This is a genomic window from Paenibacillus sp. FSL H7-0756, from assembly GCF_038006765.1.
Classification (GTDB): domain Bacteria; phylum Bacillota; class Bacilli; order Paenibacillales; family Paenibacillaceae; genus Paenibacillus_AQ.
In genome coordinates this window covers 1,599,635-1,626,037 of sequence record NZ_JBBOVT010000001.1, presented here as the reverse complement: position 1 = coordinate 1,626,037, position 26,403 = coordinate 1,599,635, and the positions used below count along the sequence as shown (strand labels likewise).

Below are 26,403 nucleotides of genomic sequence, written 5' to 3'. Positions count from 1 at the left end.
CTGAGATGCTATATTTCAACAAAAAACGCCCCTGCAGCATGATAGCTGCAGAGACGTTTAACCGCGGTCCCACTCTGCTTGAACATTCGAATACGTGAGAGCTGTTAAACTTCGCAGCCCCTATATCCGGTGTTCCTCTTGGTGTCTGTAACGGCGACTGCCCGGCACAGTCTACAGCCCCGCACAGGGACATTCAACCATGCAGCTCCCAGGTGCATCTTCAGCGGCAGACAAATGAATAACTCCCAGCCTTCAAGGGCATTCGCCCTTAAGCGGTTATTCTCTCTGGCAATTGTCCGGATACGCCTACTTTTCCTGATCCCAGCTATTCTTAATATTCTTCTATCTTAGCGAAAAGACACAGAACTGACAAGGGTCTTCTCCCCTTGTATGTCCCTGCTCTAAGCGCCTTTGATTTGTGATTTCAGGCGTTCTATCACCCGGCTGCGGCCGAGCAGCGCAATCGTTGCATTCAAGTCACGGCCATGCATCTGTCCGGTAAGAGCGACACGAATCGGCATAAACAGCGCTTTGCCTTTGTGTCCGGTCTCCTTCTGCACTTCCTTGATCAGAACAGCCATATGCGGAGCGCTGAAGTCTTCGGCAGCCTCCACTTTGGCCAAAAATGCGGACAGCACTTCGGGAACCTGGGCTTCGGCAAGCACCCCTGCCGCTTCGGTCTCCAGCTCCAAAGACTTGCGGAAGAATAGCTCGGAGAGCGCGACAATATCCGATGCGGCTGTCATTTGCTCCTGGTACAACGCAACCAGGCTCTCCGCCCAGCTCTGCTGCTCCTCACTGAGCGCCTCAGGCAGACGGCCCGCCTTCTGCAAATGAGGAATCGCGAGTGCCGCAATCCGCTTAGGATCGGCATGCTTGATATAGTGATTGTTCAGATGCGCCAGCTTGTTCGTATCGAACACTGCCGGGCTTTTCGACAAGCGGTCTGCCGTAAAGATCGAGATCAGCTCTTCCTTGGTGAAAATCTCTTCTTCTCCCTCAGGCGACCAGCCCAGCAGGGTGATGAAGTTGAACAGAGCTTCCGGCAGGTAGCCCAGCTGATCGTACTGTTCAATAAACTGAATGATCGATTCATTCCGTTTACTCAGCTTCTTATGGTCATCGCCGACAATCAGCGTCATATGGCCAAAGAGCGGAGCCTCCCAGCCCAGTGCCTCATAAATCATGAGCTGGCGCGGGGTATTGGAGATATGATCTTCTCCGCGCAGCACATGGGAGATAGCCATCAGATGGTCGTCCACCGCTACGGCGAAGTTATAGGTCGGAATACCGTCCTTCTTCACGATGACGAAGTCGCCCATTTCTTTGCTGTTGAACGAAATGCTGCCTTTTACGATATCATTGAAGGTATAAGTGCGGTCTTCCGGCACGAGAAAACGGATGCTGGCCACGCGGCCCTCCGCCTCAAAGGCCAGGCGCTGCTCCTCGGTCAGGTTACGGTGTTTGCCGGAATAACGCGGGGTTTCGCCGCGTGCCGTCTGCTCCTCGCGTTCGGCCTCCAGCTCTTCCTCTGTGCAATAGCAGCGGTAAGCCAGGCCGCGGTCCAGCATATCCTGCCAGTAGACACGGTATAGATCCAGACGCTCAGTCTGGCGGTAAGGCCCGTATTCGCCCCCAACATCCACACTTTCATCCCAATCGATTCCCAGCCACTTCAGATACTTCAGCTGGCTCTCTTCCCCTTCTGCAATGTTGCGTTTAAGATCCGTATCTTCAATCCGGATAATGAATTTGCCGCCCAGATTGCGGGCGAACAGATAATTAAACAAGGCTGTTCTGGCATTTCCGATATGTAAATGTCCCGTAGGGCTCGGTGCGTAACGCACCCGAACTTGATCCGCCATGGGTTTCCCTCCGCTTCATATTGGTTAAAATTAGGCCTTTACTTGCGCTAAAGCCATCTCACGATGATATCACATCTTGCAGCAGACAGACAATAGATTGGGCGGCAATTCCCTCTCCGCGCCCCGCGAAGCCCAGCTGCTCAGTCGTTGTTGCTTTTACATTCACCTTCGCTACGTCAGCGCCCAGCGTGCGGGCAATAATCTCCGTCATCTGCGGAATATAAGGTGCCATCTTCGGTTTTTGCGCAATGATGGTTGAATCGATATTCCCCAGCCGGTATCCGCGCTCACGCGCAAGTGCCCATACCTGCTCCAGCAGCTTCAGGCTGTCAGCATCCTTGAAGGCCGGGTCTGTATCCGGAAAATGTCTGCCGATGTCCCCAAGGCCCAGTGCTCCCAATATAGCGTCGCTTACAGCATGCAGCAGCACATCCGCATCGGAATGCCCCAGCAGCCCCTTTTCATACGGAATGCTAACCCCGCCGATAATACACGGCCTTCCCTCGACCAGCTGGTGTACATCAAATCCTTGTCCTACAGCAATCATCTGTGTTCCTCTCCCCTGCTTCTTACTGTGAATTCAGCGAAATCCAGGTCCTCCGGCGTCGTGATCTTAATATTCATATAGCTTCCTTCTACAACTGACACGGTAATCCCGCTGCGTTCCGCCAGACTGGAATCATCGGTTCCGACAAAACCGTCCCGCTCTGCCTGCTCATAGGCCGACAGCAGATCGGACAAACGAAAAGTCTGCGGGGTCTGAATCGCCCACAGACTTCGCCGGTCCGGCGTTGACAGCACCTTGCCTTCACTGTCTACCTGCTTAATCGTATCCTTAACCGGTACTGCAAGCACCGACGCTCCGGCGGACTGCGCCCGCTCGTAGCAAGCCTCTATCTCACTATCCTGCACGAATGGCCGTACCCCGTCATGAACCATGACCCAATGGGTCTTAAGTTCCTCCAGTCCGCGGCGAACCGAATGCTGGCGCTCCGTCCCTCCGGGAATGACTGCAACCACCTTATCCAGCTTGAAGGCTTGTACCCATTGCTTACAGCGCTGCATATCCGCTTCCCCGGTGACAAGCACAATCTCGGAGATTAGCTTATGCCGCTGGAACACCTCCAGGGTATGCACGATAATCGGCTTGCCCTGCAGCAGCAAATATTGCTTGCTCTCTGCCGTTCCCATCCGGGTTCCTCTGCCTGCCGCTACGATAACGACGCCAACACTGTTTGACATGCTTTCGGCTCCTGTCTTTCTTTCACGTATACTCCCATCATAACGTGTTTGGCTGGCATTTCCAAGCCCGAAAGGACACTGCCGGAAGCCTTGACTGAACTTATTGTGCTTTTTCCAGAAGCTTCGGTTTGGCAAAAATCATCCGTCCTGCCGATGTCTGCAGCACGCTCGTCACCAGAACCTCCATCGTAGTGCCGATATAATCCCGGCCGCCCTCCACCACAATCATCGTGCCATCGTCCAGATAGGCTACGCCTTGTCCATGCTCTTTGCCGTCCTTAATGACCTGAACAATGATCTCTTCGCCCGGCAGAACCACCGGCTTCACTGCATTTGCCAAGTCATTAATATTCAGCACCGACACACCCTGCAGCTCACACACCTTGTTAAGGTTGAAGTCGTTGGTAACGACCTTGCCGTGCAGTACTTTCGCCAGCTTGACCAGCTTGCTGTCCACTTCCGAGATCTCCTCGAAATCCCCTTCATAGATCAGCACCTTGACGTCCAGTTCCTTCTGAATCTTATTTAGAATATCGAGCCCTCTGCGCCCGCGGTTACGCTTCAGCAGATCCGATGAATCCGCAATATGCTGCAGCTCCTCCAGTACGAACTCAGGAATAACAATCGTGCCTTCGATGAAGCCCGTTTTACAGATGTCTGCAATCCGCCCGTCAATAATCACACTGGTATCGAGGATTTTATGCTCCTGAGTTCCACGCTCCTCAGGTTCAGCAGCGCGTGCCCAGCGTCCGGTGTTCCAGAGCGAAGCCAGCTCCTCCTTCTTTTCCAGCCCGATCCGCAGGCCCATATAACCCAGAGCAAGCGTAGCAGCTACCTGCAGCAGCTCCCCTGCTTTGCCCAGCCAGGACATAGCGGGGTACAGCAGCAGAGACAGCAGCAGACCTCCCGTAAGCCCTGCTGCGCCTGCAGCAAGCTCATTCATCGGGATACCCGAGCAATACGCAACCATCTCCCGCAGCTTTGAACTTGCCCATTCCGCGCATAAAGTCCCCGCAATCAGAAAAATAATGGCACCCAGCACCGCAAACAAAATGCTTCCTTCCATAGGCAAGCTATCCTCCAGTTTCCCAAGGCCTACCGGGAACCCTCTTTCTGCCGCGTGATATAGCGAATAACCGGACCAGGCTCCACAACACCCGGCAAGTATTAAAACAAACTTTTTCCACATAACCTCGCACCTCCTTTTATTCATCCATCAATCCTCTATACCTCACCAGTATGTTCCAATTTTTAGGACAATAATCCGAGGGAACGTTATTTTTTCTGCAAGCCCGGAATTTCCATTGGACTCTGTTGCCGTAAACTGCTATTCCTGGTTGAAAATGAGGGAGGCCCTGGCATATAATGAACTCAATTCGAACCCAGGGGTGAATGGAAAATGAGCGCACCAAGTTTACAGGCCTTTCAGGATCAAGTCTCCGAACTGCTGCTCCGTCACCGTAGTCTTCTGGATGTCATGTCCAAGAATGGACAGAGCAGTGCTTCCGTCAACCGGGCCGTCGTCAAAGCCATTACCGAATGCGGCTGCATTCAGCTGCATGCCACCAAGCAGGTCTTCGAGCCCACTCTAGGACTTGAGCAAGCCAAAGAGCTTGCCGGGACTCATCTGGCAGGAGAGCTGTGTGAGAACTGCCGGGAGGTCATTGGCTCCGAGCTGGGCCGAGAGCTGTTCTACATGTCTGCACTCTGCAATTTGCTTGCTATCAACATGGACGAGGTTGTCGCCAAGGAATCGCAGAAATGCGCAACACTCGGGTTGTTCAACTTGTCCTGAGCAGACCGTCCGTGCTCTCCTTCATCCATTCCGCCAGCTCCGAAGGCCAGTATTCCGTATACTTCCCTTCCCGCAGGCAGCAAAAAGGCATTGCACTCTCCTGATATTCAGGAAAGGCAATGCCTTTTGTACTTACCGGTCTATGAATGAAATAAGTTCTGAAGAAGAGCTAACCGTTCTTGGAATGATATACCTTATCTTCCGCGCGTCTTCTGCGGCGGCGTTGCCGCCGGACCTTAAATAATCCTAAGCTCTGTCTAAAGCCATACAAGGCATACAGCGCCAGCAGTCCAAAGATCAGCTTGGCAATCTGTTCAGGGAAGACCACCGCAACAGCTACAGCGATCACGATAACTACAGGTGCGCCTATAACCGCTTTTTTGGGAAAACCGATCTTCTTGAAATTGGGATACTTCACTGTGCTGACCATCAGATACGACAGCAGGAGAGTAGCCACAATCATGAATGGTGCAGATACATCCTTATGGAAAAGTGCAAGAGTGGCCAGAACACCACCCGCAGCAGGAATCGGCAATCCTACGAAATATCCCGGAATCCCCGGGCGGACATTGAACCGGGCCAGACGCAAGGCTCCGAATACAGGGAAGATCGCTGTGACCGTCCACCCCAGTGCAGGATTCAGCTCCTGCAGACTTGTTAAATACATAATCAGCGCAGGTGCGACTCCAAACGAAACTACATCAGATAAAGAATCCAGCTCCTTGCCGAATTCACTTTCACATTTCAGCGCACGGGCCATACGGCCATCCAGCCCATCGAGCAGCATCGCGATAATCACCATGATAGCGGCCATGCTCAGCTTACCGTCAAACGCCATCATGATACCAAACATTCCAAGCATCAGATTACCAATCGTAAAAAGACTTGGAATTGATTTTTGTATCATTTCTTCACCTCAATTTTCCTACTTGTACTGCATGGGACTGCAACATTACGTGATTGTATGGTATTTACATTTGTCTGTCAATAAGAACTTGTTTCTGGAGCCGCTTCAGCCCGTCCTGAATATTACGTGCGCGAACCTCGCCAATGCCGTCTACTTCATCAAGCTCAGCTATGCTTGCCGTCATCAGGTTAGGCAGCATTTCGAAGCGTTCCACCAAATTGTGGATGATCACATTCGGCAGCCTTGGGATCTTGTTCAGCAGGCGGTAACCGCGCGGAGTCACAGCTTCTTCGGAGGAAATGGCTGTTGAGGAATAGCCCAGCAGACGGGCAATATGGTTGTCATCCATCAGTTCATCATCGCTGCTGCGCTTCAGCCCGGCAATGATCTCACGGATCTTCTCCTCCTGCTCTTCTCTGGCATAGTCTCTGTACAGCAGCCATGCTTCTTCCTCTGTATTTCCAACCAATTCTTCCATCTGCATACTGATCAGCCGGCCTTCATTGCCAAGCTCGTTGATGTAACGCTTAATTTCCATTTTGATTCTCAGAACCATCTCCACGCGCTGGATTACACCGACGACCTCGGCCACCGTCACAATCCCTTCATATTCGGAAGCGGACAGGTTGGTCAGCCCTTGTGTCAGCACGGCTTTGTACTTCTCCAAAGTCTGAATCGCCTGGTTGGCCTTGGCCAGAATGGCGCCAATTTCCTTGAGCGCGTAACGAATGGAACCCTGATACAGTGTAATAATATTCCGGCGCTGGGAAATGGAAACGACGAGCTTGCCGGTCTGCTTCGCTACACGTTCAGCCGTCCGGTGCCGGATTCCTGTCTCGATCGAAGAGATGGAGGAATCCGGGATCAGCTGCGTATTGGCGTACAGAATCCGCTTCAGATCCTCGCTCAGAATAATCGCTCCGTCCATTTTGGCCAGCTCGTATAAATAGTTTGGTGAAAAATCGCAGTTAATGGAGAAGCCGCCATCGACAACCTCCATAACCTCCGGACTATATCCGACAACAATCAGTGCCCCGGTCTTCGCTCGAAGCACATTCTCCAGCCCTTCCCGGAAAGGTGTTCCGGGTGCAGCCATTCTAAGCAGATCATTCATATTATCTGATGGATTATATTCTTTCATGTCCCTGTGCCCCCTAATCTAACGCGACCGCTAGTGCCTGTGCTACTGTGCTGACGCCTATAATCTGGATATCCTGCGGATGCTTCCATCCTTTCAGACTCTTCTCGGGCATAATGACCCGCCGGAAGCCAAGCTTGGCCGCCTCTTTCACCCGCATCTCTGCGCGTGATACCCCTCTCACCTCACCAGTAAGCCCTACCTCCCCGAAAAACACATCATACGGCTTGGTCGGAAAATCACGGAAGCTGGAGGCAATGCTGATGGCGACAGCCAAATCCACCGCCGGCTCATCCAGCTTCACCCCTCCCGCAACGTTGAGGTAAGCGTCCTGATTCTGCAGGAACATGCCCATCCGCTTCTCCAGTACAGCAATAATCAGCGCCATCCGTTGATGATCCATACCTGTGCACATTCTGCGGGGCGAAGGGAAATGTGTCGAAGCAACCAGCGCCTGCAATTCAACAAGAACGGGTCTTGTGCCCTCCATGCTGGCGACCACCGCTGACCCGGCCACTCCAAGCGGGCGCTCGGACAAGAACAGCTCCGACGGGTTCTCCACCTCAGTCAGCCCGACTTCCCCCATTTCAAAGATCCCGATCTCGTTGGTGGAGCCGAAGCGGTTCTTCACCGCCCGCAGCAGACGGTACGTATGATGGCGTTCCCCTTCAAAATAAAGGACACAATCCACCATATGCTCCAGCATACGCGGGCCGGCAATAGCCCCTTCCTTGGTTACATGCCCTACAAGCACCGTAGCAATTCCCCGGATCTTAGCAATCCGCATGAATCTTGTCGTACATTCCCGCACCTGTGCTACACTGCCCGGCGCACTGGTTACTTCCGGCATAAATACAGTCTGTATCGAGTCAATGACCAGAAATTGAGGCTGAATCTGCTCAATGGCTTCCTCAATGCTCTCCATATTCGTCTCACACAGAACATACAATTCCGCAGACAGCGCTCCGAGGCGGTCGGCCCGCAGCTTGGTCTGCCGCACAGATTCTTCCCCCGAAATATACAGCACGCGCAGCCCTTGTGTAGTCAAGGCATGCGAGGTCTGCAGCAGAAGTGTCGATTTCCCGATTCCGGGATCGCCTCCCACCAGCACCAGCGAGCCGGGCACGATCCCGCCGCCAAGCACGCGGTTAAGCTCTCCGATGCCCGTCAGAATACGCGGCTCCTTGTCACTTTCTATATTTATGATCGATTGCGCCTTTTCTTTACTCTGAAAAATAGGTGCATTCATGCCTTGTGTTTTGACGACGCTTTCCGTTTCCTCTACCATCGAGTTCCATTCCTGGCACCCCGGGCACTTCCCGAACCATTTCGGCGATTCATAGCCGCATTCGGTACAGAAAAATTTTGTTTTAGGTTTAGCCATGTGCACTCCTTACCGTCCGAACTTGCTAAAATTGCGGATATTTTACTCTTATTCAAAGTTTACCATTTCTGCACACTGAACGGAAGGACACTTAAGATCTAGTTTTCATTTGCGTCTTCTTTTAGGCGTGTCTAGGTATGCCTGAGGGGCGGAAGCAAAAAAAGCTCCCGCCCCTCTATACGGAGGAGCGGGAGCTTTGTTTCATTTTACGGAACAATTATTCAGTTTCGACTGTTTTCTCCAGAGAGACCTCGGCCCGTGCTTCAACGGTGGTTACGACCAGTTCGCCGTTCACCTCATCAATGTTAAGGGAATCCCCTTTCTTGATGTTTCCTTTGAGCAGTTCTTCGGAGAGACGGTCTTCGATATGCTTCTGAATCGCCCGGCGGAGCGGACGGGCACCGAAGGCCGGATCATAACCCTCTTTGGCCAGGAACGCTTTGGCGCCATCGGTGAGCAGGAAGTCTACATCATACTCACGCAGACGCTTGCGCAGCTCGTCGGACATCAAGGTAACGATCTCTGCGATATGCTTCTCCTCCAAAGAGTGGAACACGATGATCTCATCGATCCGGTTCAGGAACTCAGGCCGGAAGCTCTTCTTCAGCTCTTCCATAACCTTGCCCTTCATATTGGTGTAATCGGCGCCTGCATCTTGAACTGCCGTGAAGCCAAGCGTCGAATTCTTCTTGATCGCCTGTGCCCCGACATTGGAGGTCAGGATAATCAGGGTATTGCGGAAATCGACCACGCGGCCTTTGGAATCGGTCAGACGGCCGTCTTCCAGCACCTGCAGCAGAATGTTAAACACTTCAGGGTGGGCCTTCTCGATCTCATCCAGCAGTACAACCGAGTAAGGCTTGCGGCGCACCTTCTCTGTCAATTGTCCGCCTTCTTCATACCCAACATACCCTGGAGGCGCTCCGACCAGACGGGAAGTGGAATGCTTCTCCATGTACTCGGACATGTCGATGCGGATTACCGCATTCTCGTCACCGAACATCGCTTCGGCAAGTGCCCGCGCCAGCTCGGTTTTACCAACCCCGGTAGGTCCGAGGAAGATGAAGGAGCCCATCGGACGTTTCGGGTCCTTCAGTCCTGCACGCGCCCGGCGGAGTGCCCGGCTGACCGCCTTAACGGCCTCATCCTGGCCGATAACACGTTCATGCAGCAGAGCTTCCATATTCAGCAGACGGTCCGTCTCTTCTTCCTTCAGCTTACTGACCGGAATGCCGGTCCAGCTGGCAACCACCTGTGCGATATCCTCAGGTGTAACCTGGGAATCGGTGCGGCCCTGCTTTTCTTTCCACTGATTCTTCGTAGTATCCAGCTCTTCACGAATCTTCTGCTCAGTATCGCGCAGTGCAGCAGCCTTCTCGAACTCCTGGCTCTGGACTGCGGAATCCTTCTCCTTGCGGATATCATCCAGACGCATTTCGAGTTCCTTCAAATTCGGCGGAATGGTGTAAGAATTCAGTCTTACCTTGGAGCCCGCTTCATCAATCAGGTCAATGGCCTTGTCCGGCAGGAACCGGTCTGGAATATAACGGTCCGACAGCTTGACAGCTTCCACAATGGCTTCATCCGTAATTTTCACCCGGTGATGGGCTTCATAGCGGTCGCGGAGGCCGAACAGGATCTGAACAGCTTCTGCAGGAGAAGGCTGATCCACCGTGATCGGCTGGAAGCGGCGTTCCAGGGCAGCGTCCTTCTCAATATATTTGCGGTATTCATCAAGCGTTGTAGCACCGATGCACTGCAGCTCACCACGGGCCAGGGCGGGCTTCAGGATGTTGGAGGCATCAATCGCGCCTTCCGCACCGCCTGCTCCGATCAGCGTATGCAATTCATCGATGAAGAGCACGATATTGCCTGCTTGGCGAATCTCATCCATAATTTTTTTGAGGCGGTCTTCGAACTCACCGCGATATTTCGTACCGGCCACTACAGAACCCATATCGAGGGTCATGACACGTTTGTCGCGCAGTGTCTCCGGAATTTCATTGTTGATGATCTTTTGAGCCAGACCTTCGGCAATCGCCGTTTTACCGACCCCGGGCTCACCGATCAATACCGGATTATTCTTGGTCCGGCGGCTGAGTACCTGAATGACACGCTCAATTTCCTTGCTGCGGCCGATCACAGGGTCGAGGTTACCGTCCTTGGCATATGCCGTAAGATCGCGGGCCAGTCCGTCCAGCGTCGGCGTGCTGACATTAGCCGGAGCCCCGCTGTGACTGGAGGTCGCTTCACTGCTGCCCAGGAGCTGCAATACCTGCTGTCGGGCCTTGTTCAGGCTGATGCCGAGATTGTTCAGCACACGGGCTGCTACGCCTTCTCCCTCGCGGATCAGACCGAGCAGGATATGCTCTGTTCCTACATACGTGTGACCCAGCTTGCGGGCTTCGTCCATGGACAGCTCGATGACCTTCTTGGCACGAGGAGTATAAGCGATGTTGGTCGGTTGTTCCTGACCTCTGCCAATCAGCGTTTCCACTTCATCCTGTATCTTCTCCAGACCCAGACCAAGTCCGATCAATGCCTTAGCGGCAATGCCGTCTCCTTCACGAATCAGTCCGAGTAAAATATGCTCTGTCCCAATGTTGTTGTGTCCCAAACGTACGGCTTCTTCCTGCGCCAGCGCCAGCACCTTTTGTGCGCGTTCCGTAAATCTTCCAAACATCATATCTCCTGCACCTCCACGGATAATAAATATCTATAATTAATGTTGTGATCCCAGTGTCTCCCGGAGCAGCTTCGCCCGGTACATATCGCGTTCAGTAGGCGACAGCTCGTCACCGAACAGCTTTTGCAGAAAGCCCGGCTGAGTCTTAACATTCAGCTCATTGAGCACTGAAATCGAAGGCCCTTCCAGAATCCCCAGATCTACACCAAGCCGCAGATCGGAGAGCCGCTGTGCCGATTCTTTCAGTTCCATCACAGCAGCATAGGCCAGAATTCCGTAAGAGCGCTTGATACGGTCAGTAATCCGCAATGCGGAATCCGCCAGCAGGCGTTCACGCGCATTCCGCTCATGCTCTATAATCTGGGTGACTACGCTGTGAAGATTCTCAATAATCTCATTTTCGGTCTGTCCCAGCGTAATCTGGTTCGAGATCTGAAAGATATTCCCTACTGCTTCGCTGCCTTCACCATAAATCCCTCTAACGGTAAGCCCCACCTGATTGACTGCGGATAAAATGCGGTTGATCTGATGCGTCATCACCAAGGCCGGCAGATGCACCATAACCGAGGCTCTCAGCCCTGTTCCCACATTGGTGGGACAGCTTGTTAAGTAGCCTCTGCGGTCATCGAAGGCGTAATTGACAGCAGCCTCGAAAATATCATCGATGGCGGTTGCCCTTACCCAGGCTTCTCTGACCTGCAGCCCCGGGAACAGGCATTGAATGCGGAGATGATCCTCCTCATTGATCATAATGCTGACCGACTCGTCCTCATTAAGAATGACTGCCCCGCCTTTGGAATCATCCGCCAGGTTAGGACTGATAAGGTGCTTTTCTACCAGCACTTTTTTGTCCAGCTCACCCAGCTCATCCAGTCTCAGCAGTTCAAAGCTGCCGAAATCTGCAGAGGCATCGCCCTGAAATACAGGGGCAAGCTGCTCCAGCACCTCCTCCGACTGCTCTGTTGTAGCGAGCAGCGGGAAAGGAAGGTGCTCCAGATTACGGGCGATACGCATACGGCTGCTGATGACAATCTCCGAATGACTGCCGCCGCAGCGCATCCATTCACTAAGTGCTTGTTCGGTATACCGGAGACTTGACATGCCTGATCCCCCCTATATATCAAAGACTTTACTCTTGTGGCAATTCTTTTTCAAGCTTGCGGATTCTGTCCCTCAGCTCAGCTGCGGTCTCGAACTCCTCCTGCACAATACTCTGCTGTAATTCCTGCTTCAGCTCGTCAATCTGACGCTTGCACATAATCTGTGCGCCAGCCCGCTTGGGAAGCTTGCCGACATGTGCTGTACTGCCATGCACCCGTCTGAAGAGCGGGTCAAGCGTACTGTCGAAATACTTATAGCAGGAGCTGCAGCCGAACCGTCCCAGCTTGCTGAACTGTGAATAGGTCATGCCGCAGTTTTCACAATGCAGACCCTGCACACTTTGTGCTGCTGCTGATTTGCCCTTGCCCGAGCCTTCCAGATCCAGGAGACCGGAAAGCAAGCTGTGGATTGAGAAGCCTCCCGCAGTTCCGGGAATCAGTTCACCCTTCTCCCGCGCACAGCTTTCGCAAATATGAAATTCCGTCTTCTCCCCGTTCACGATCTTCGTGAAGTGGAGTGTAGCCGGTTTGACGCCGCATTCCTGGCATAGCATGAGCGGTGTCCCTCCTTACCATTTGACAAATTATTTGCCCAATAAAGAGATTAGCATAGCCTTCATAAGCTTGGCACGAATCTCATCCCGGTACGGCAGATTAACCGTCAGGCATTCCCGGGAAACCGCAGACCGCATCAGACACGCTTCACGTTTGGAGAGGAAACGGGCCTCCTCCAGCTGATAAATCAGCCCTTCGGCAGAATTCTGATCAATATCATTCCCTATCGTGGAGTTCAGATGTGCGTATAAGGCCACATTCTGAGGCAGCTCATAGCGCTGAATCCGGATATATCCGCCCCCGCCCCGTTTGCTCTCCACCACATATCCCTTTTCCAATGTGAAGCGTGTACTGATGACGTAATTGATCTGTGACGGGACACAGGAGAACTGGTCCGCCAGATCATTGCGCTGAATTTCCACCGTACCTTCGGGACTTTCATGCAAAATATTCTTCAGATATTGTTCAATAATATCGGAGATATTACGCATCACTCATCCTCCAGTGTGTAAGCATTGGTTAAATCTGTGCTGCGCCAACGCCTGCCGCCCAGTGACATGCTCTTAAGAACTTAACCCGGGCAATGCAATAAGAATCGGCTGTAATAGCCTCTGCACTGCGCTTTTCTCTAAATGTTACATTCCTGAGAACGATCCTATCCGGCCTGCGTTGACTTTGACTTTCTTTGACTTTTTCATATTATAACATATTCTCACTGAATTCCAAGGGGTTACTCTTATTTTTTACTTTTTGGCTGTAATGTATTCCGGTTGCCTGCTTAGTTCACTGAATTGGGGCGTTATGTATAGGAAAGCTCCTCCGCTTCCAAGGGAAGAAGAAGAGCCGTTCGCTGTCAGAAAAAATCGAATAATGCCGTCTCGGCCTGCGGAATCAGCGCTTCAAGCCAAGCAGTCGCCTCAGCAGTCCCGGATAATTGTCCGTACTTTGCCGCCTGAAGCGGACGTTTGTATCCCATCAGCAGCACAGTAAGCGTGCCGATACTGCATTCCAGGTCAGCCTCTGACCGCTCGCCCTGAATCTGGATAAGCGTCGCCTCCCCGTGCTCCGACACCGTCCACCGCCATAACCCGTTGTTCCAGGGCGCATGCTTATCTTCAATATAAAGCACCCGCTCCCGGTCACCCTCCGGCACATTGAAGGTCACGTTCTCCACAAAAGCCTTAGCATTGACGATTCGCGCCATGAAGTATGGATAATTCTCCTGTGCAATCCGCGGATCAGGAAGGAGGAAGGGCAGAATATCGTCAGCAGGCACCAGCTTCAGCTGTGCAGCCGTTATCATGGAGTCATGATTGGCAAGGAAGGTCCACAAGCCCTGGCGGGCAAGCTCGTTCCCATAGATGAACTCATCTATGACCAGCTCCTGCTGCACTATTTTATACAGCACATAGCCTTCCGGTTGACCCTCCTCTGAATAAAACACACAGGAATGCGTATCGTCATCAAGCACACTTTCCTTCCACCAGGTCTCAGTGCGCTGGAGAGTCCCGTTATACCTCATGGCGAATTGGCCGTACAGCTGCTGGAATACTGCAAGATCAGGAGTATCGCGTTTCACGCTGCCCTTAATCTCCTTCTTGTGCGGGAACTTCCCTACCGGAAGAGTGTACTTCTTATATTCACAATAGATCTCCCATCCGAATTTACGGTAAAAGGGAATCAAGAATGGATGCAAAAAGGACAATGTCTGACCGGCTTCGTTCATTGTCTGGAGCGCATGGGTCAGCAGATGGGCCACATACCCCTGCCGGCGGTTCTCCGGCCAAGTAGCTACACCGGCGATGCCCCCCATAGAAACGGGCTTGCCTTGTATATATACCTGTAACGGAAGAAGCGTCAGCTTCGCACCGATGCTGTCCCCTTCAAAAATCGCCCAGGTTTGTTCCGGTTTGAATTTTTCCTTGGCACGTACTCTATCTTCTGCTGAAACCTTATATTTAAAAGCATATTCGGACAAGCTCAGGCTGTCCTCAAATTCTCCTGCACGTAATTGCCTGATTTCCATTCTGTTCCCCCCGTTACATTTCATAAATTAGCTCCAGTTATTTGCTTAATAGAGAGTATAACAAGCGAAGCCGCCAGATGCTAATAGAGGCTTGTCATCAGCTGCAAAAAGAATAGTTATCCACAGCCTTTGCACAGCAACGCAAAAAACCGGAAAGAGATTCTTTCCGGCTGAAATGAGTTATCCACGAATACGTTTTATCTATCCACAATATTCACTTTTTATCCACAAAATCGGTGTATTACTTATGTTTTTTCTTGACTCATCCACAATATTATGCGTTATGTCCCCATAATCCGGGGATCAATTTGTTCCTGCAAAGGTATCCACATGTGCGCAACTTTTCTGTACTTACTGAAATTTATCCACAGCTTTTCCACAGCCCTGCCCGCACGCAAAAAAACCACTGTCGATTGCTCAACAATGGCTAATGTGTGCTTGGCAACGTCCTACTCTCCCAGGACCCTTCGGTCCAAGTACCATCGGCGCTGGAGGGCTTAACGGTCGTGTTCGGGATGGGTACGTGTGGAACCCCTCCGCTATCGCCACCAAACGGGCATTTACAGCGTAAATGCTTCAGGAATTTGATTCCTGAAAACTGAATCCGAAACGAATCTGCGTGATAGAAATTTTGGATAAGCCCTCGACCGATTAGTATTGGTCAGCTCCATGCATTGCTGCACTTCCACCTCCAACCTATCTACCTCGTCGTCTTCAAGGGGTCTTACTAATTGGGAAATCTCATCTTGAGGGGGGCTTCACGCTTAGATGCTTTCAGCGCTTATCCCGTCCGTACGTAGCTACTCAGCCATGCTCCTGGCGGAACAACTGATGCACCAGCGGTACGTCCATCCCGGTCCTCTCGTACTAAGGACAGCTCCTCTCAAATTTCCTGCGCCCACGACAGATAGGGACCGAACTGTCTCACGACGTTCTGAACCCAGCTCGCGTACCGCTTTAATGGGCGAACAGCCCAACCCTTGGGACCTACTTCAGCCCCAGGATGCGATGAGCCGACATCGAGGTGCCAAACCTCCCCGTCGATGTGGACTCTTGGGGGAGATAAGCCTGTTATCCCCAGGGTAGCTTTTATCCGTTGAGCGATGGCCCTTCCATGCGGTACCACCGGATCACTAAGTCCGACTTTCGTCCCTGCTCGACTTGTAGGTCTCGCAGTCAAGCTCCCTTATGCCTTTGCACTCTGCGAATGATTTCCAACCATTCTGAGGGAACCTTTGAACGCCTCCGTTACTCTTTAGGAGGCGACCGCCCCAGTCAAACTGCCCGCCTGACACGGTCCCCGTACCCGATAAGGGCACCAGGTTAGAACCTAGATACGATCAGGGTGGTATCCCAACGGCGCCTCCGCAGAAGCTTGCGCTCCTGCCTCCACGGCTCCCACCTATCCTGTACAGATCGTACCCAAATTCAATATCAAGCTGCAGTAAAGCTCCATGGGGTCTTTCCGTCTTGTCGCGGGTAACCTGCATCTTCACAGGTATTAAAATTTCACCGGATCTCTCGTTGAGACAGCGCCCAAGTCGTTACGCCATTCGTGCGGGTCAGAATTTACCTGACAAGGAATTTCGCTACCTTAGGACCGTTATAGTTACGGCCGCCGTTTACTGGGGCTTCGGTTCACAGCTTCGGATTGCTCCTAACCGCTCCCCTTAACCTTCCAGCACCGGGCAGGCGTCAGCCCGTATACTTCGCCTTACGGCTTCGCACAGACCTGTGTTTTTGCTAAACAGTCGCTTGGGCCTTTTCACTGCGGCCCCCTCGGGCTATTCACCCTACCGAGGCACCCCTTCTCCCGAAGTTACGGGGTCATTTTGCCGAGTTCCTTAACGAGAGTTCTTCCGCGCGCCTTAGAATTCTCTTCTCGCCTACCTGTGTCGGTTTGCGGTACGGGCACCTTCTCCTGACTAGAGGCTTTTCTTGGCAGTGTGAGATCATGACCTTCGCTACTGTAATTTTCGCTCCCCATCACAGCCCAGCCTTACGGTGTGCGGATTTGCCTACACACCAGCCTCACTGCTTAGACGGACATCCATCAGTCCGCGTCACTACCCTCCTGCGTCACCCCATCGCTCATAGCGGATTACGGTGGTACAGTAATTTCAAACTGTTGTCCTTCGACTACGCCTTTCGGCCTCGCCTTAGGTCCCGACTTACCCTGAGCGGACGAGCCTTCCTCAGGAAACCTTGGGCTTTCGGCGGATCAGATTCTCACTGATCTTTTCGTTACTCATACCGGCATTCTCACTTGTATGCTGTCCAGCGCTCCTTACGGTACACCTTCAACCCACATACAACGCTCCCCTACCCCAGATGCAAAGCATCTAGCCATAGCTTCGGTGGTGTGTTTAGCCCCGTTACATTTTCGGCGCAGAGTCACTCGACCAGTGAGCTATTACGCACTCTTTCAATGGTGGCTGCTTCTAAGCCAACATCCTGGTTGTCTGTGCAACTCCACATCCTTTCCCACTTAACACACACTTGGGGACCTTAGCTGATGGTCTGGGCTGTTTCCCTTTTGACAATGGATCTTAGCACTCACTGTCTGACTCCCGGCAAGAAGTAAATGGCATTCGGAGTTTGACTGAGCTTGGTAACCCTTGCGGGCCCCGCACCCAATCAGTGCTCTACCTCCACCACTCCATTCACCGAGGCTAGCCCTAAAGCTATTTCGGGGAGAACCAGCTATCTCCGAGTTCGATTGGAATTTCTCCGCTACCCCCACCTCATCCCCGCATTTTTCAACATGCGTGGGTTCGGGCCTCCAGTGCGTGTTACCGCACCTTCACCCTGGACAGGGGTAGATCACACGGTTTCGGGTCTACGTCCACATACTAAATCGCCCTATTCAGACTCGCTTTCGCTGCGGCTCCGGCTTCTCACCTTAACCTTGCATGTTAAACGTAACTCGCCGGTTCATTCTACAAAAGGCACGCCATCACCCATAAAAAGGGCTCTGACTTTTTGTAAGCACACGGTTTCAGGTTCTATTTCACTCCCCTTCCGGGGTGCTTTTCACCTTTCCCTCACGGTACTGTTTCACTATCGGTCGCCAGGTAGTATTTAGCCTTAGCAGATGGTCCTGCTGGATTCATACGGGGTTTCACGTGCCCCGCACTACTCGGGATCCGTCTCGGAGAGAATACCATTTCGGCTACAGGGCTTTTACCTCTATCGCGGGCCTTTCCAGACCTCTTCGCCTACCATATTCCTTTGTAACTCCATGTGAGACGTCCCACAACCCCAAGAGGCAAGCCTCTTGGTTTAGGCTGTTCCGCGTTCGCTCGCCGCTACTGACGGAATCACTATTGTTTTCTCTTCCTCAGGGTACTTAGATGTTTCAGTTCCCCTGGTCTGCCTCTGCGTATCCTATGTATTCAGATACGAGTAACTGCGAATTACCACAGCTGGGTTTCCCCATTCGGACACCCCCGGATCAAAGCTTGCTTACAGCTCCCCGAGGCAGTTTCGTTGTTCGCCACGTCCTTCGTCGGCTCCTGGCGCCTAGGCATCCTCCGTGTGCTCTTAGTAGCTTAACCAATCGCTCCGGTATTGGCTCATTCGCTCATCTTGTTTTGAATAGCGCACCCGGATTACTCCGTATGCTAGATTATTCAAAGCTAAAAGTCGCTCACCATCCAAAACCATCGCTTAGCATTACTAATTATTGAAACTTGTTTACACAAGTTCAGCTTAAAGGAATGTTCTAAAACGCAAATTCGTTTCGGTATCCAGTTTTCAAGGATCAAGTTGTATCCAATATTTTAGACATACAAATAGATGAAGTTTGTTGGTGGAGCCAAGCGGGATCGAACCGCTGACCTCCTGCTTGCAAGGCAGGCGCTCTCCCAGCTGAGCTATGGCCCCGCAAATTCCATCAAAACCGAACAAATGGAAACGCTCAAGGCTTTACGAAGTAAAGCCTGCTTCAGGAAGTTAACTTCCTGAAGACTTTTATTTGAATGTCTTCATTGCAGAAGACGATTCTCCATAGAAAGGAGGTGATCCAGCCGCACCTTCCGATACGGCTACCTTGTTACGACTTCACCCCAATCATCTACCCCACCTTCGGCGGCTGGCTCCCTTGCGGGTTACCCCACCGACTTCGGGTGTTGTAAACTCTCGTGGTGTGACGGGCGGTGTGTACAAGACCCGGGAACGTATTCACCGCGGCATGCTGATCCGCGATTACTAGCAATTCCGACTTCATGCAGGCGAGTTGCAGCCTGCAATCCGAACTGAGACCGGCTTTGCTGGGATTGGCTCCACCTCGCGGCTTCGCTTCCCGTTGTACCGGCCATTGTAGTACGTGTGTAGCCCAGGTCATAAGGGGCATGATGATTTGACGTCATCCCCACCTTCCTCCGGTTTGTCACCGGCAGTCACTCTAGAGTGCCCAGCTTCACCTGCTGGCAACTAAAGTCAAGGGTTGCGCTCGTTGCGGGACTTAACCCAACATCTCACGACACGAGCTGACGACAACCATGCACCACCTGTCTCAACTTTCCCCGAAGGGCACCTGATGCATCTCTGCTTCGTTAGTTGGATGTCAAGACCTGGTAAGGTTCTTCGCGTTGCTTCGAATTAAACCACATACTCCACTGCTTGTGCGGGTCCCCGTCAATTCCTTTGAGTTTCAGTCTTGCGACCGTACTCCCCAGGCGGAGTGCTTACTGTGTTAACTTCGGCACCAAGGGTATCGAAACCCCTAACACCTAGCACTCATCGTTTACGGCGTGGACTACCAGGGTATCTAATCCTGTTTGCTCCCCACGCTTTCGCGCCTCAGCGTCAGTTACAGCCCAGAAAGTCGCCTTCGCCACTGGTGTTCCTCCACATATCTACGCATTTCACCGCTACACGTGGAATTCCACTTTCCTCTTCTGTACTCAAGTCACCCAGTTTCCAGTGCGACCTCAGGTTGAGCCCAAGGTTTAAACACCAGACTTAAATAACCGCCTGCGCGCGCTTTACGCCCAATAATTCCGGACAACGCTTGCCCCCTACGTATTACCGCGGCTGCTGGCACGTAGTTAGCCGGGGCTTTCTTCTCAGGTACCGTCACTCCGGTAGCAGTTACTCTACCGGACGTTCTTCCCTGGCAACAGAGCTTTACGATCCGAAAACCTTCATCACTCACGCGGCGTTGCTCCGTCAGGCTTGCGCCCATTGCGGAAGATTCCCTACTGCTGCCTCCCGTAGGAGTCTGGGCCGTGTCTCAGTCCCAGTGTGGCCGTTCACCCTCTCAGGTCGGCTACGCATCGTCGCCTTGGTGGGCCGTTACCCCACCAACTAGCTAATGCGCCGCAGGCCCATCCCCAAGCAGCAGATTGCTCCGCCTTTCATTCTCTCCTCAGGAGAAGAAAGAAATTATCCGGTATTAGCTACCGTTTCCGGTAGTTATCCCAGGCTTGAGGGCAGGTTGCCTACGTGTTACTCACCCGTCCGCCGCTAAGTTTGAAAGGAAGCAAGCTTCCTCTCAAACTCCGCTCGACTTGCATGTATTAGGCACGCCGCCAGCGTTCGTCCTGAGCCAGGATCAAACTCTCCAAATTGGTATTTAGAAAGAGCGATTGCTCATTTTGAAACTGACGATTCATTGAATGAATCTTGTAAAAATTAAAGCGTTCCATTTGTTCAGTTTTCAAAGAACTTGCTCCCGGCATTTCAACATTAAGTCTCTTGCGCAGGAATTAGATCATATCATTTTATTTCGTTTGTTGTCAACTTATTTTTCTTCCGCCGCTCATTTCAGCGTCGGTGTCTCATAAGCACAAGAGATAATATATCACGTGTTCCAAGCCTTTGCAAGCTTTTTTTTAAATGAAGATTAGTCCCCCTTTTTTTGAGCTAATAATGAATAGTTGACCGCTGCCCTGCACAAATTGATTCCCATAATACTTCATTTGTCGTTACAATAGAATTTATCTTCATATCCATTGATAACTAACTTATTAGCTGTTTCTGAAAGGAGTTCAAATGTCCAACAAGACCCTGCCTCAAGCACCTCCCGTCCCTTTGGGGGAATCACGCAATCTGCAGCAGACTACCATTTACCGCATTTTGCTCGCTGTCAGCTTTGTTCATTTATTCAACGATTCCATTCAGGCATTGATTCCGGCGATGTTCCCTGTACTAAAAGATAACCTGGTGCTCTCCTATGCCCAGATCGGCTGGATTGCGTTCGCGCTGAACCTCACCTCTTCGGTGATACAGCCTATTATCGGCTTCGCCGCTGACCGTAAGCCCCGGCCGATTCTGCTGCCGCTGGGGATGTGCTGCACCTTTGCCGGAGTGTTCCTGCTCGCTTTTGCCGGTAATTATGTATTAGTGATTGTGTCCGTAATGCTTGTAGGCTTCGGATCAGCTGCGTTCCATCCGGAAGGCATGCGCGTGGCTCATATGGCTGCCGGTCAGCGCAAGGGGCTGTCGCAATCCATATTTCAGGTGGGCGGCAACGCCGGTCAGGCCTTGGGTCCTCTATTAATGAAGTGGGTATTCATTCCCTTCGGTCAGATGGGTGCTCTCGGCTTCACCGTCATCGCCGCTGCCGGAGTCGCCATCCAAGCCTATGTGGCCCGCTGGTACCGAGAGATGCTGGATGCCGGATACACCTTCCGCAAAAAGTCGGCAGCCCGCTCCATCGACCCTGCCCGCAGCAAACGTATTCTGATTACAACGGTTATTCTGGTCTTCATCGTATTCGTGCGATCCTGGTACGGCGCCTCCATCGGCGGGTATTATGCTTTCTATTTAATGGACAAATACGGGATGACACTGGATAAGGCACAGATCTATATCTTCATCTATCTCGCTGCCGGCGCTGTCGGTACTTTCTTCGGGGGCCCGCTGGCAGACCGCTTCGGCCGCCGCAATCTTATTCTGGTGTCGATGATCGGGACGGTACCGTTTGCGCTGGCCCTGCCTTTTGTGAACCAGTTCTGGGCGGCTGTGCTGCTGATTATCTCCGGGTTCATTCTGCTATCCAGCTTCTCTGTCACTGTGATCTACGCGCAGATGCTGTATCCGGGCAATATCGGGACGGTCTCGGGTCTAATAACCGGCCTTGCGTTCGGGCTTGGCGGAATTGGTTCTGTCGTGATTGGGCATCTGATCGACACGATTGGAATCGCCACGGTGTTCGTGGCCTGCGGCTTCCTGCCGCTGCTCGGCCTGCTGGCTCTGCTGCTGCCCGGTGACAAGAAGCTGGAGGAATGGGCTGCCGAATAAACACAACTATTCATAGCATCGAAAGAACCTTGGAGAACATAGCAGCCGCAAGCCCGCTGCCGGCAGTCATATAGTTGTCCGGATCAGAGTGGTCGAAGCCCATCCATACCGCTGCGGTCCATCTGGGGGTATAGCCTACAAACCATAAATCCCGGTTGGCTTTGCCGGGAACTCCCGGCAGATCCAACTGCGTGGTTCCTGTCTTACCGGCGACCGTAACCTCCATTTGCGCCCGTCTGCCCGTCCCTTCACTCACCGCCTGACGGAGCATTCCGGTCATATCCGCTGCGGTTCGCGCCGAAATGACCTGCTGCGGCGCAGAGACATGCGAGTAAACTACCCGGTCCTGCGTATCCCTGATGCTACGTACCAGATATGCCTTGTTATGAATACCTCCATTCGCAAAGACAGTGTATGCTTGGGCCATCGTGAGAGGGGAGACGCCGCCATGCAGACCTCCAAGGGCAATAGCCAGATGATTGTCCTCTACCCCGAGTTCCACCCCCAGCTTGGCAGCAAACCCGCGGGCGTAGCTGACCCCCACCTGATGCAATAGCCATACCGCAGGGGCATTAATGGACTGCTTCAGGGCTACCCTCATGCTCACCTGCCCACGGTATACTCCGTTCAGGTTAGCGGGCCTGTAGCTGCCATAGGCTGTTTTTACGTCAGGCAGGAGACTGTCCGGCGTATATTTGCCGCTCTCCAGCGCCGGTCCATAATCTATAATGGGCTTGAGCGCGGAGCCTGGCTGCCGGGAAGGCGTCACGGCTCTGTTCAAACCGCCTATACGCGGGCTTCGCCCGCCCAACAGTGCGGCCACTTCACCGGTCCGCTGGTCCATGATGACCATGGCTGCTTCTGCTCTCTGGTTTTTGCCATCCGGCGGAAATGCCTCTTCCTGTGAGAAGGCCCGCTCCATAGCCCGCTGCGCCTCAATATTCATGCCCGTAACCAGTGTATATCCTCCTGTGCTTAGCTCCTTTTTCGATAATCCTGTCTGCCGCATCGCTTCCTGAATTGCTGCATCCATATAGGACGCCCCGACAATCTCAGTCTTATCCTTAACCGGAGGTACGTAGGTGCTCTTCATTGCTGCCGTCATCTGCCCGGTTGTTATCAGCTTGTGCTGCTGCATTATCCGCAGGACCAGATCCCGTCTGCCTGCTGACAATTCAATGTTATCTGCCGGGTTATAGATGGAAGGCCCTTTAGGAATAGCCGCCAGTGTCGCGATCTGTCCAATCTCCAACTGCTTCAGATCAGTTATACCAAAATAACGCTCCGCTGCAGATTTCACCCCATATTGCCCTTGCCCCATATAAATTTGATTAAGATACAGCTGCAAAATCTCATCCTTCGATAACTGCTTCTCCAGCGCCAACGCTATTGAGGCCTCGTTCAGCTTACGCAGCAGATTCTGCCCCCGGTTCAGATACAACCCCCTTGCCAGCTGCTGAGTGATGCTGCTTCCGCCCTCCGATACCCCCATATGTACGGTATTGTTGACTAATGCACGGGCTATTCCCTGGTAGTCCAGACCTTTATGGACGTAAAAACGGCGGTCCTCTACAGCAATAAAAGTATCTATGAGCAGCTGCGGCATTTCTTCTAGCCCTGCTTTGATTCGATAGCCCGTTTCAGGCAGCGGTATTCTCCGCAGCACTGTTCCATCAGAGGCCATAATGACACTTGATTCCGGTAAAATCATCTTCTCCGGATAACGGTCCAGCATCAGCTTTCCATACTGACTCATATAAATCATTCCTGCTAGCATGAGAATGGCAAGGAAGACTGTCAGATCAAAAACGGTATAGCAGATACGTAGCAGTAATCTCCGTCTTGTTCCCATACTCATACCTGCCGAGTCCAATGCTCCAGAAGCTTTTCCAGTCCCAACGCCTCGTGCTTAGCCATCACCAGATGCTGCAGAACTGTACTGGGGATGGTACAGACCTCTTCCTCTGACTCCGCTACTGTCTGTTCCAGCGTGCGGATCAACGCCCTCGTCCGCAAAATAAGCGCTATGCACTCTTGTGCATCCGGCTCCGGCATTTGTATTTGCGGTGCAGGGGCCGCTGCTGGACGCAATCCGGCCTGATGAATCCGGCGCAGACTAGCGGCCAGCCATCTGAATTCCCCACCCGATTGCACCTCAAGGTCCATAAGCTCACAGGAGCCGTTAACCGCCAGTTGTTCTGCGGCGCGCAGCAGCGCGGTGGTATCATTGGCTGCTTTTTGTGAACGGAGCAGGAACAGCCCTGCACATACAACGGTGAACATCATGAAAGCCGCCGGTCTTGTGCCGATATGATTGATGATCCAATGCATGGAACGGACAAACAGCGCAGTCGATTCCGGCGTATACCATGAATAGAGCATAGTAAAAATCCCCCGCATAAGCAGCAACAGCAATGCACTAAGCAGAGTGCTACCGCAGAATATGTAGAGGTAAAGTGTGCGGATCGTGTGTATTTTTGACATCAGCCAATTTCTCCTGCCTCCCCGGGTCTCATCCCATAGCCCAAGGATATCGGCTAAATCTTAAGAAACACCATTGCCACTTCTTAAGAAATACTGAAGATTGTCAGGAGGATACCGGAAATCGGGTAACAAAGTCAGTCCGGGATCTGGTGCTGTGAGCCGTAATCTCCCCATGATGCCTTTCCACAATTCCCTTGGCAATCGCCAGACCTAATCCCGATCCCCCGGTAATCTGCGATCTGGAGCGCTCCGCCCGGTAGAACCGCTCAAAAATATGTGGAAGATCCCCCTCCGCAATCATCTCGCCGAAATTGCTGATCCGCACAACTGCATCGTTACCTTCACGGCTGAGTCCAATCTCAAGACGTTTTCCGTCCTTCCCGTACCGGATCGCATTGGCAATCAGATTCTCATACGCACGTACCAATTCATAAGGAGCCGCTTCAATCCATAGCGATTCGGTATCATCCTGCAGCTCATAAGTCATGCCTTCACGGGTCAGTGCCGGAACCGATTCCTCCGCAAGCTGGCGCATAAATGCTTTGAGATCGAGCCGCTCCAGCACTAACGGCAGTCTGCTGCTGTTAACCCGCGTGTATTCAAACAAGTCGTCTATCAGCTTGCGCAGCACCAATGACTTCTGATAGGCAATCCCTACATAGTAACGTATCTCCGTCTCTTCCCGGCAGCGGTCCTGCTCAATATATTCTAAAAACCCAAGCACTGAGGTCAACGGCGTGCGGAGATCATGTGATACACCGGTAATCAGCTCGTTTTTAGACTCAACAGCCTTGCGTTCTTCCAGCAGCGAATGCTGTAGCCGCTCAGACATAATGTTGATATTCTCTGCAAGTACCCCCAGCTCGTCCGACGTTCGAACCTCAATCCTGTGCGATTCATCAAGCTTCGTGATCTGCTGGATACCGCTGGTGATCTCTTCGAGGTACGAGACGATTTTACGCGTATAGATGAAGAAGAAAATCAGGAAGCTGGCAATCCCGACAGCAGTCATCAGCGGCGCTGAACCGATATGGTTGATGATCCATTTCAAAGTAAGCGAGTACAGCGCGGAGGGCTCCGCCGGCTCAAGATAAACTAAGGAATTGACCAGCCGATAGCCGGCCAAAAGCAGAGCTGCCCCTGACAAAATGCTCAGCACAAAGGCCCAGATAAACTTCCAGCGGATGGTGCTTATATATTTGGTGTTCACTACAGTTCCCCTCAGCTTTCAGGATGGATGATCCAGTTTGTAGCCAATGCCCCATACGGTCTGCACATAACGGGGCTGCTTTGCATCCAGCTCGATTTTGTCGCGGATATTGCGGACATGCACCATCACGGTGTTGCCACCATCCAGAAAAGGCTCATTCCACACTTTCAGATAAATCTGCTCCATACTGAGCACCTGTCCCTGATGCCGCGCCAGAAGTTCCAGGATAGAAAACTCGCGGGGTGTCAGCTTCACCTTGCGATTGTCCACACTTACCTCATGCCGAAGTGTATCTATCAGCAAATCTTCAAAGATCAATTCGTGCTCATTCGTTCTGGCAGAAGTACCGCGATTCAATTTATGGTAACGGCGCAGCTGCGATTTGGCCCGCGCCACCAGTTCCAGCGGATTAAACGGCTTGCCCACATAATCGTCTGCACCGATGCTGAGTCCAAGGATTTTGTCCATATCGGCATTCTTGGCGGAGAGCATAATAATCGGCATGTTGCGTTCTTCACGAATCTTCATGCAGGCGGCAATCCCATCCATTTGTGGCATCATCACATCCAGTATAATGAGATCCACCTCTTCCTTGCCAAGGCATTCAAGCGCCTCCCTTCCGTCAAATGCCTTAAGCAGCCGGTACCCCTCATTGCGAAAATAGATATCCAGCAGTTCCACAATTTCCACTTCATCATCCACCAGCAGTATCGTTTCTTGGTTCACGGGCATTTAATCCTTTCCTCAGCTCTTTCCATTAGTC

18 protein-coding genes, 1 tRNA gene and 3 rRNA genes are annotated in these 26,403 nt (G+C 52.3%); 2 read left to right on the top strand and 20 right to left on the bottom strand.

The window, feature by feature from the left end:
- Positions 1–401: 401 nt before the first annotated feature.
- The 4 genes from gltX to NST04_RS07140 form a co-directional block, all read right to left on the bottom strand.
- Positions 402–1,865, bottom strand: coding sequence for a glutamate--tRNA ligase (gene gltX / locus NST04_RS07155; RefSeq protein WP_341183727.1), 1,464 nt, complete (start codon positions 1,863–1,865; stop codon positions 402–404).
- A 58-nt stretch (positions 1,866–1,923) separates the two neighbouring features.
- Positions 1,924–2,412, bottom strand: coding sequence for a 2-C-methyl-D-erythritol 2,4-cyclodiphosphate synthase (gene ispF / locus NST04_RS07150; protein ID WP_341183726.1), 489 nt, complete (start codon positions 2,410–2,412; stop codon positions 1,924–1,926).
- Complete coding sequence (ispD, locus tag NST04_RS07145; protein WP_341183725.1) at positions 2,409–3,107, bottom strand: 2-C-methyl-D-erythritol 4-phosphate cytidylyltransferase; 699 nt, start codon at positions 3,105–3,107, stop codon at positions 2,409–2,411. Before ispD ends, ispF begins: the two co-directional genes overlap by 4 nt.
- Before the next feature lie 100 nt (positions 3,108–3,207).
- A complete protein-coding gene (locus NST04_RS07140) occupies positions 3,208–4,296 on the bottom strand; it encodes a PIN/TRAM domain-containing protein (RefSeq protein WP_341183724.1) in 1,089 nt (362 codons plus the stop codon).
- A gap of 210 nt (positions 4,297–4,506) precedes the next feature.
- Here NST04_RS07140 and NST04_RS07135 point away from each other — a divergent pair, with 210 nt between their 5' ends.
- A complete protein-coding gene (locus tag NST04_RS07135; RefSeq protein ID WP_036692322.1) occupies positions 4,507–4,902 on the top strand; it encodes a hypothetical protein in 396 nt (131 codons plus the stop codon).
- 169 nt (positions 4,903–5,071) lie between these two features.
- Here NST04_RS07135 and pssA read toward each other — a convergent pair whose 3' ends face one another.
- The 12 genes from pssA to NST04_RS07075 form a co-directional block, all read right to left on the bottom strand.
- Positions 5,072–5,809: a CDP-diacylglycerol--serine O-phosphatidyltransferase gene (gene pssA, locus NST04_RS07130; RefSeq protein WP_076081725.1), complete on the bottom strand. Its 738-nt coding sequence runs from the start codon at positions 5,807–5,809 to the stop codon at positions 5,072–5,074.
- A gap of 64 nt (positions 5,810–5,873) precedes the next feature.
- A complete protein-coding gene (gene disA / locus NST04_RS07125) occupies positions 5,874–6,950 on the bottom strand; it encodes a DNA integrity scanning diadenylate cyclase DisA (protein WP_076161525.1) in 1,077 nt (358 codons plus the stop codon).
- 13 nt (positions 6,951–6,963) lie between these two features.
- Entirely contained in the window at positions 6,964–8,331 is a 1,368-nt protein-coding gene (radA, locus tag NST04_RS07120) for a DNA repair protein RadA (protein ID WP_341183723.1), read from the bottom strand.
- Between the two features lie 217 nt (positions 8,332–8,548).
- Positions 8,549–11,017: an ATP-dependent protease ATP-binding subunit ClpC gene (gene clpC / locus NST04_RS07115; RefSeq protein ID WP_341183722.1), complete on the bottom strand. Its 2,469-nt coding sequence runs from the start codon at positions 11,015–11,017 to the stop codon at positions 8,549–8,551.
- 36 nt (positions 11,018–11,053) lie between these two features.
- Complete coding sequence (locus NST04_RS07110; protein ID WP_341183721.1) at positions 11,054–12,118, bottom strand: protein arginine kinase; 1,065 nt, start codon at positions 12,116–12,118, stop codon at positions 11,054–11,056.
- 28 nt (positions 12,119–12,146) lie between these two features.
- Complete coding sequence (locus tag NST04_RS07105; RefSeq protein WP_341183720.1) at positions 12,147–12,671, bottom strand: UvrB/UvrC motif-containing protein; 525 nt, start codon at positions 12,669–12,671, stop codon at positions 12,147–12,149.
- Positions 12,672–12,701: 30 nt separating this feature from the next.
- Positions 12,702–13,163, bottom strand: a complete 462-nt coding sequence (locus NST04_RS07100) for a CtsR family transcriptional regulator (RefSeq protein WP_036721901.1) — start codon at positions 13,161–13,163, stop codon at positions 12,702–12,704.
- Positions 13,164–13,525: 362 nt separating this feature from the next.
- On the bottom strand, positions 13,526–14,698 hold the full coding sequence (locus NST04_RS07095; protein WP_341183719.1) for a GNAT family N-acetyltransferase: 1,173 nt from the start codon (positions 14,696–14,698) through the stop codon (positions 13,526–13,528).
- 436 nt (positions 14,699–15,134) lie between these two features.
- A 5S ribosomal RNA gene (gene rrf, locus NST04_RS07090) occupies positions 15,135–15,251 on the bottom strand.
- 78 nt (positions 15,252–15,329) lie between these two features.
- Positions 15,330–18,255 (bottom strand): 23S ribosomal RNA (locus NST04_RS07085).
- Positions 18,256–18,507: 252 nt separating this feature from the next.
- Positions 18,508–18,583: transfer RNA gene (locus tag NST04_RS07080), tRNA-Ala, on the bottom strand.
- A 127-nt stretch (positions 18,584–18,710) separates the two neighbouring features.
- Positions 18,711–20,271: ribosomal RNA gene (locus NST04_RS07075) — 16S ribosomal RNA — on the bottom strand.
- The 16S, 23S and 5S rRNA genes sit together here with 1 tRNA gene alongside, the layout of an rRNA operon.
- Positions 20,272–20,695: 424 nt before the next feature.
- Here NST04_RS07075 and NST04_RS07070 point away from each other — a divergent pair.
- On the top strand, positions 20,696–21,946 hold the full coding sequence (locus NST04_RS07070) for an MFS transporter (protein ID WP_341183718.1): 1,251 nt from the start codon (positions 20,696–20,698) through the stop codon (positions 21,944–21,946).
- Between the two features lie 10 nt (positions 21,947–21,956).
- On the opposite strand, the gene NST04_RS07065 is transcribed toward NST04_RS07070, so the two are convergent.
- The 4 genes from NST04_RS07065 to NST04_RS07050 form a co-directional block, all read right to left on the bottom strand.
- Positions 21,957–23,702 (bottom strand): transglycosylase domain-containing protein, encoded by a 1,746-nt coding sequence (locus NST04_RS07065; protein ID WP_341183717.1) that lies wholly within the window; start codon positions 23,700–23,702, stop codon positions 21,957–21,959.
- Between the two features lie 98 nt (positions 23,703–23,800).
- Positions 23,801–24,430 carry a hypothetical protein gene (locus NST04_RS07060; protein WP_341183716.1) on the bottom strand — a complete coding sequence of 210 codons (630 nt, stop codon included), beginning with the start codon at positions 24,428–24,430 and terminating at the stop codon, positions 23,801–23,803.
- Positions 24,431–24,533: 103 nt separating this feature from the next.
- Positions 24,534–25,640: a sensor histidine kinase gene (locus NST04_RS07055; RefSeq protein WP_341183715.1), complete on the bottom strand. Its 1,107-nt coding sequence runs from the start codon at positions 25,638–25,640 to the stop codon at positions 24,534–24,536.
- Positions 25,641–25,658: 18 nt separating this feature from the next.
- On the bottom strand, positions 25,659–26,366 hold the full coding sequence (locus NST04_RS07050) for a response regulator transcription factor (protein WP_341151088.1): 708 nt from the start codon (positions 26,364–26,366) through the stop codon (positions 25,659–25,661).
- Positions 26,367–26,403: the final 37 nt, after the last annotated feature.

Bases quoted from the DNA above. Each gene is read 5' to 3' on its own strand.
- clpC (WP_341183722.1), bottom strand. From the start codon at position 11,017: ATGATGTTTGGAAGATTTACGGAACGCGCACAAAAGGTGCTGGCGCTG.
- NST04_RS07065 (WP_341183717.1), bottom strand. From the start codon at position 23,702: ATGAGTCAGTATGGAAAGCTGATGCTGGACCGTTATCCGGAGAAGATG.
- NST04_RS07110 (WP_341183721.1), bottom strand. From the start codon at position 12,118: ATGTCAAGTCTCCGGTATACCGAACAAGCACTTAGTGAATGGATGCGC.
- pssA (WP_076081725.1), bottom strand. From the start codon at position 5,809: ATGATACAAAAATCAATTCCAAGTCTTTTTACGATTGGTAATCTGATG.
- NST04_RS07070 (WP_341183718.1), top strand. From the start codon at position 20,696: ATGTCCAACAAGACCCTGCCTCAAGCACCTCCCGTCCCTTTGGGGGAA.
- NST04_RS07095 (WP_341183719.1), bottom strand. From the start codon at position 14,698: ATGGAAATCAGGCAATTACGTGCAGGAGAATTTGAGGACAGCCTGAGC.
- NST04_RS07105 (WP_341183720.1), bottom strand. From the start codon at position 12,671: ATGCTATGCCAGGAATGCGGCGTCAAACCGGCTACACTCCACTTCACG.
- ispF (WP_341183726.1), bottom strand. From the start codon at position 2,412: ATGATTGCTGTAGGACAAGGATTTGATGTACACCAGCTGGTCGAGGGA.
- gltX (WP_341183727.1), bottom strand. From the start codon at position 1,865: ATGGCGGATCAAGTTCGGGTGCGTTACGCACCGAGCCCTACGGGACAT.
- NST04_RS07140 (WP_341183724.1), bottom strand. From the start codon at position 4,296: ATGTGGAAAAAGTTTGTTTTAATACTTGCCGGGTGTTGTGGAGCCTGG.
- ispD (WP_341183725.1), bottom strand. From the start codon at position 3,107: ATGTCAAACAGTGTTGGCGTCGTTATCGTAGCGGCAGGCAGAGGAACC.
- disA (WP_076161525.1), bottom strand. From the start codon at position 6,950: ATGAAAGAATATAATCCATCAGATAATATGAATGATCTGCTTAGAATG.
- NST04_RS07060 (WP_341183716.1), bottom strand. From the start codon at position 24,430: ATGTCAAAAATACACACGATCCGCACACTTTACCTCTACATATTCTGC.
- NST04_RS07100 (WP_036721901.1), bottom strand. From the start codon at position 13,163: ATGCGTAATATCTCCGATATTATTGAACAATATCTGAAGAATATTTTG.
- radA (WP_341183723.1), bottom strand. From the start codon at position 8,331: ATGGCTAAACCTAAAACAAAATTTTTCTGTACCGAATGCGGCTATGAA.
- NST04_RS07135 (WP_036692322.1), top strand. From the start codon at position 4,507: ATGAGCGCACCAAGTTTACAGGCCTTTCAGGATCAAGTCTCCGAACTG.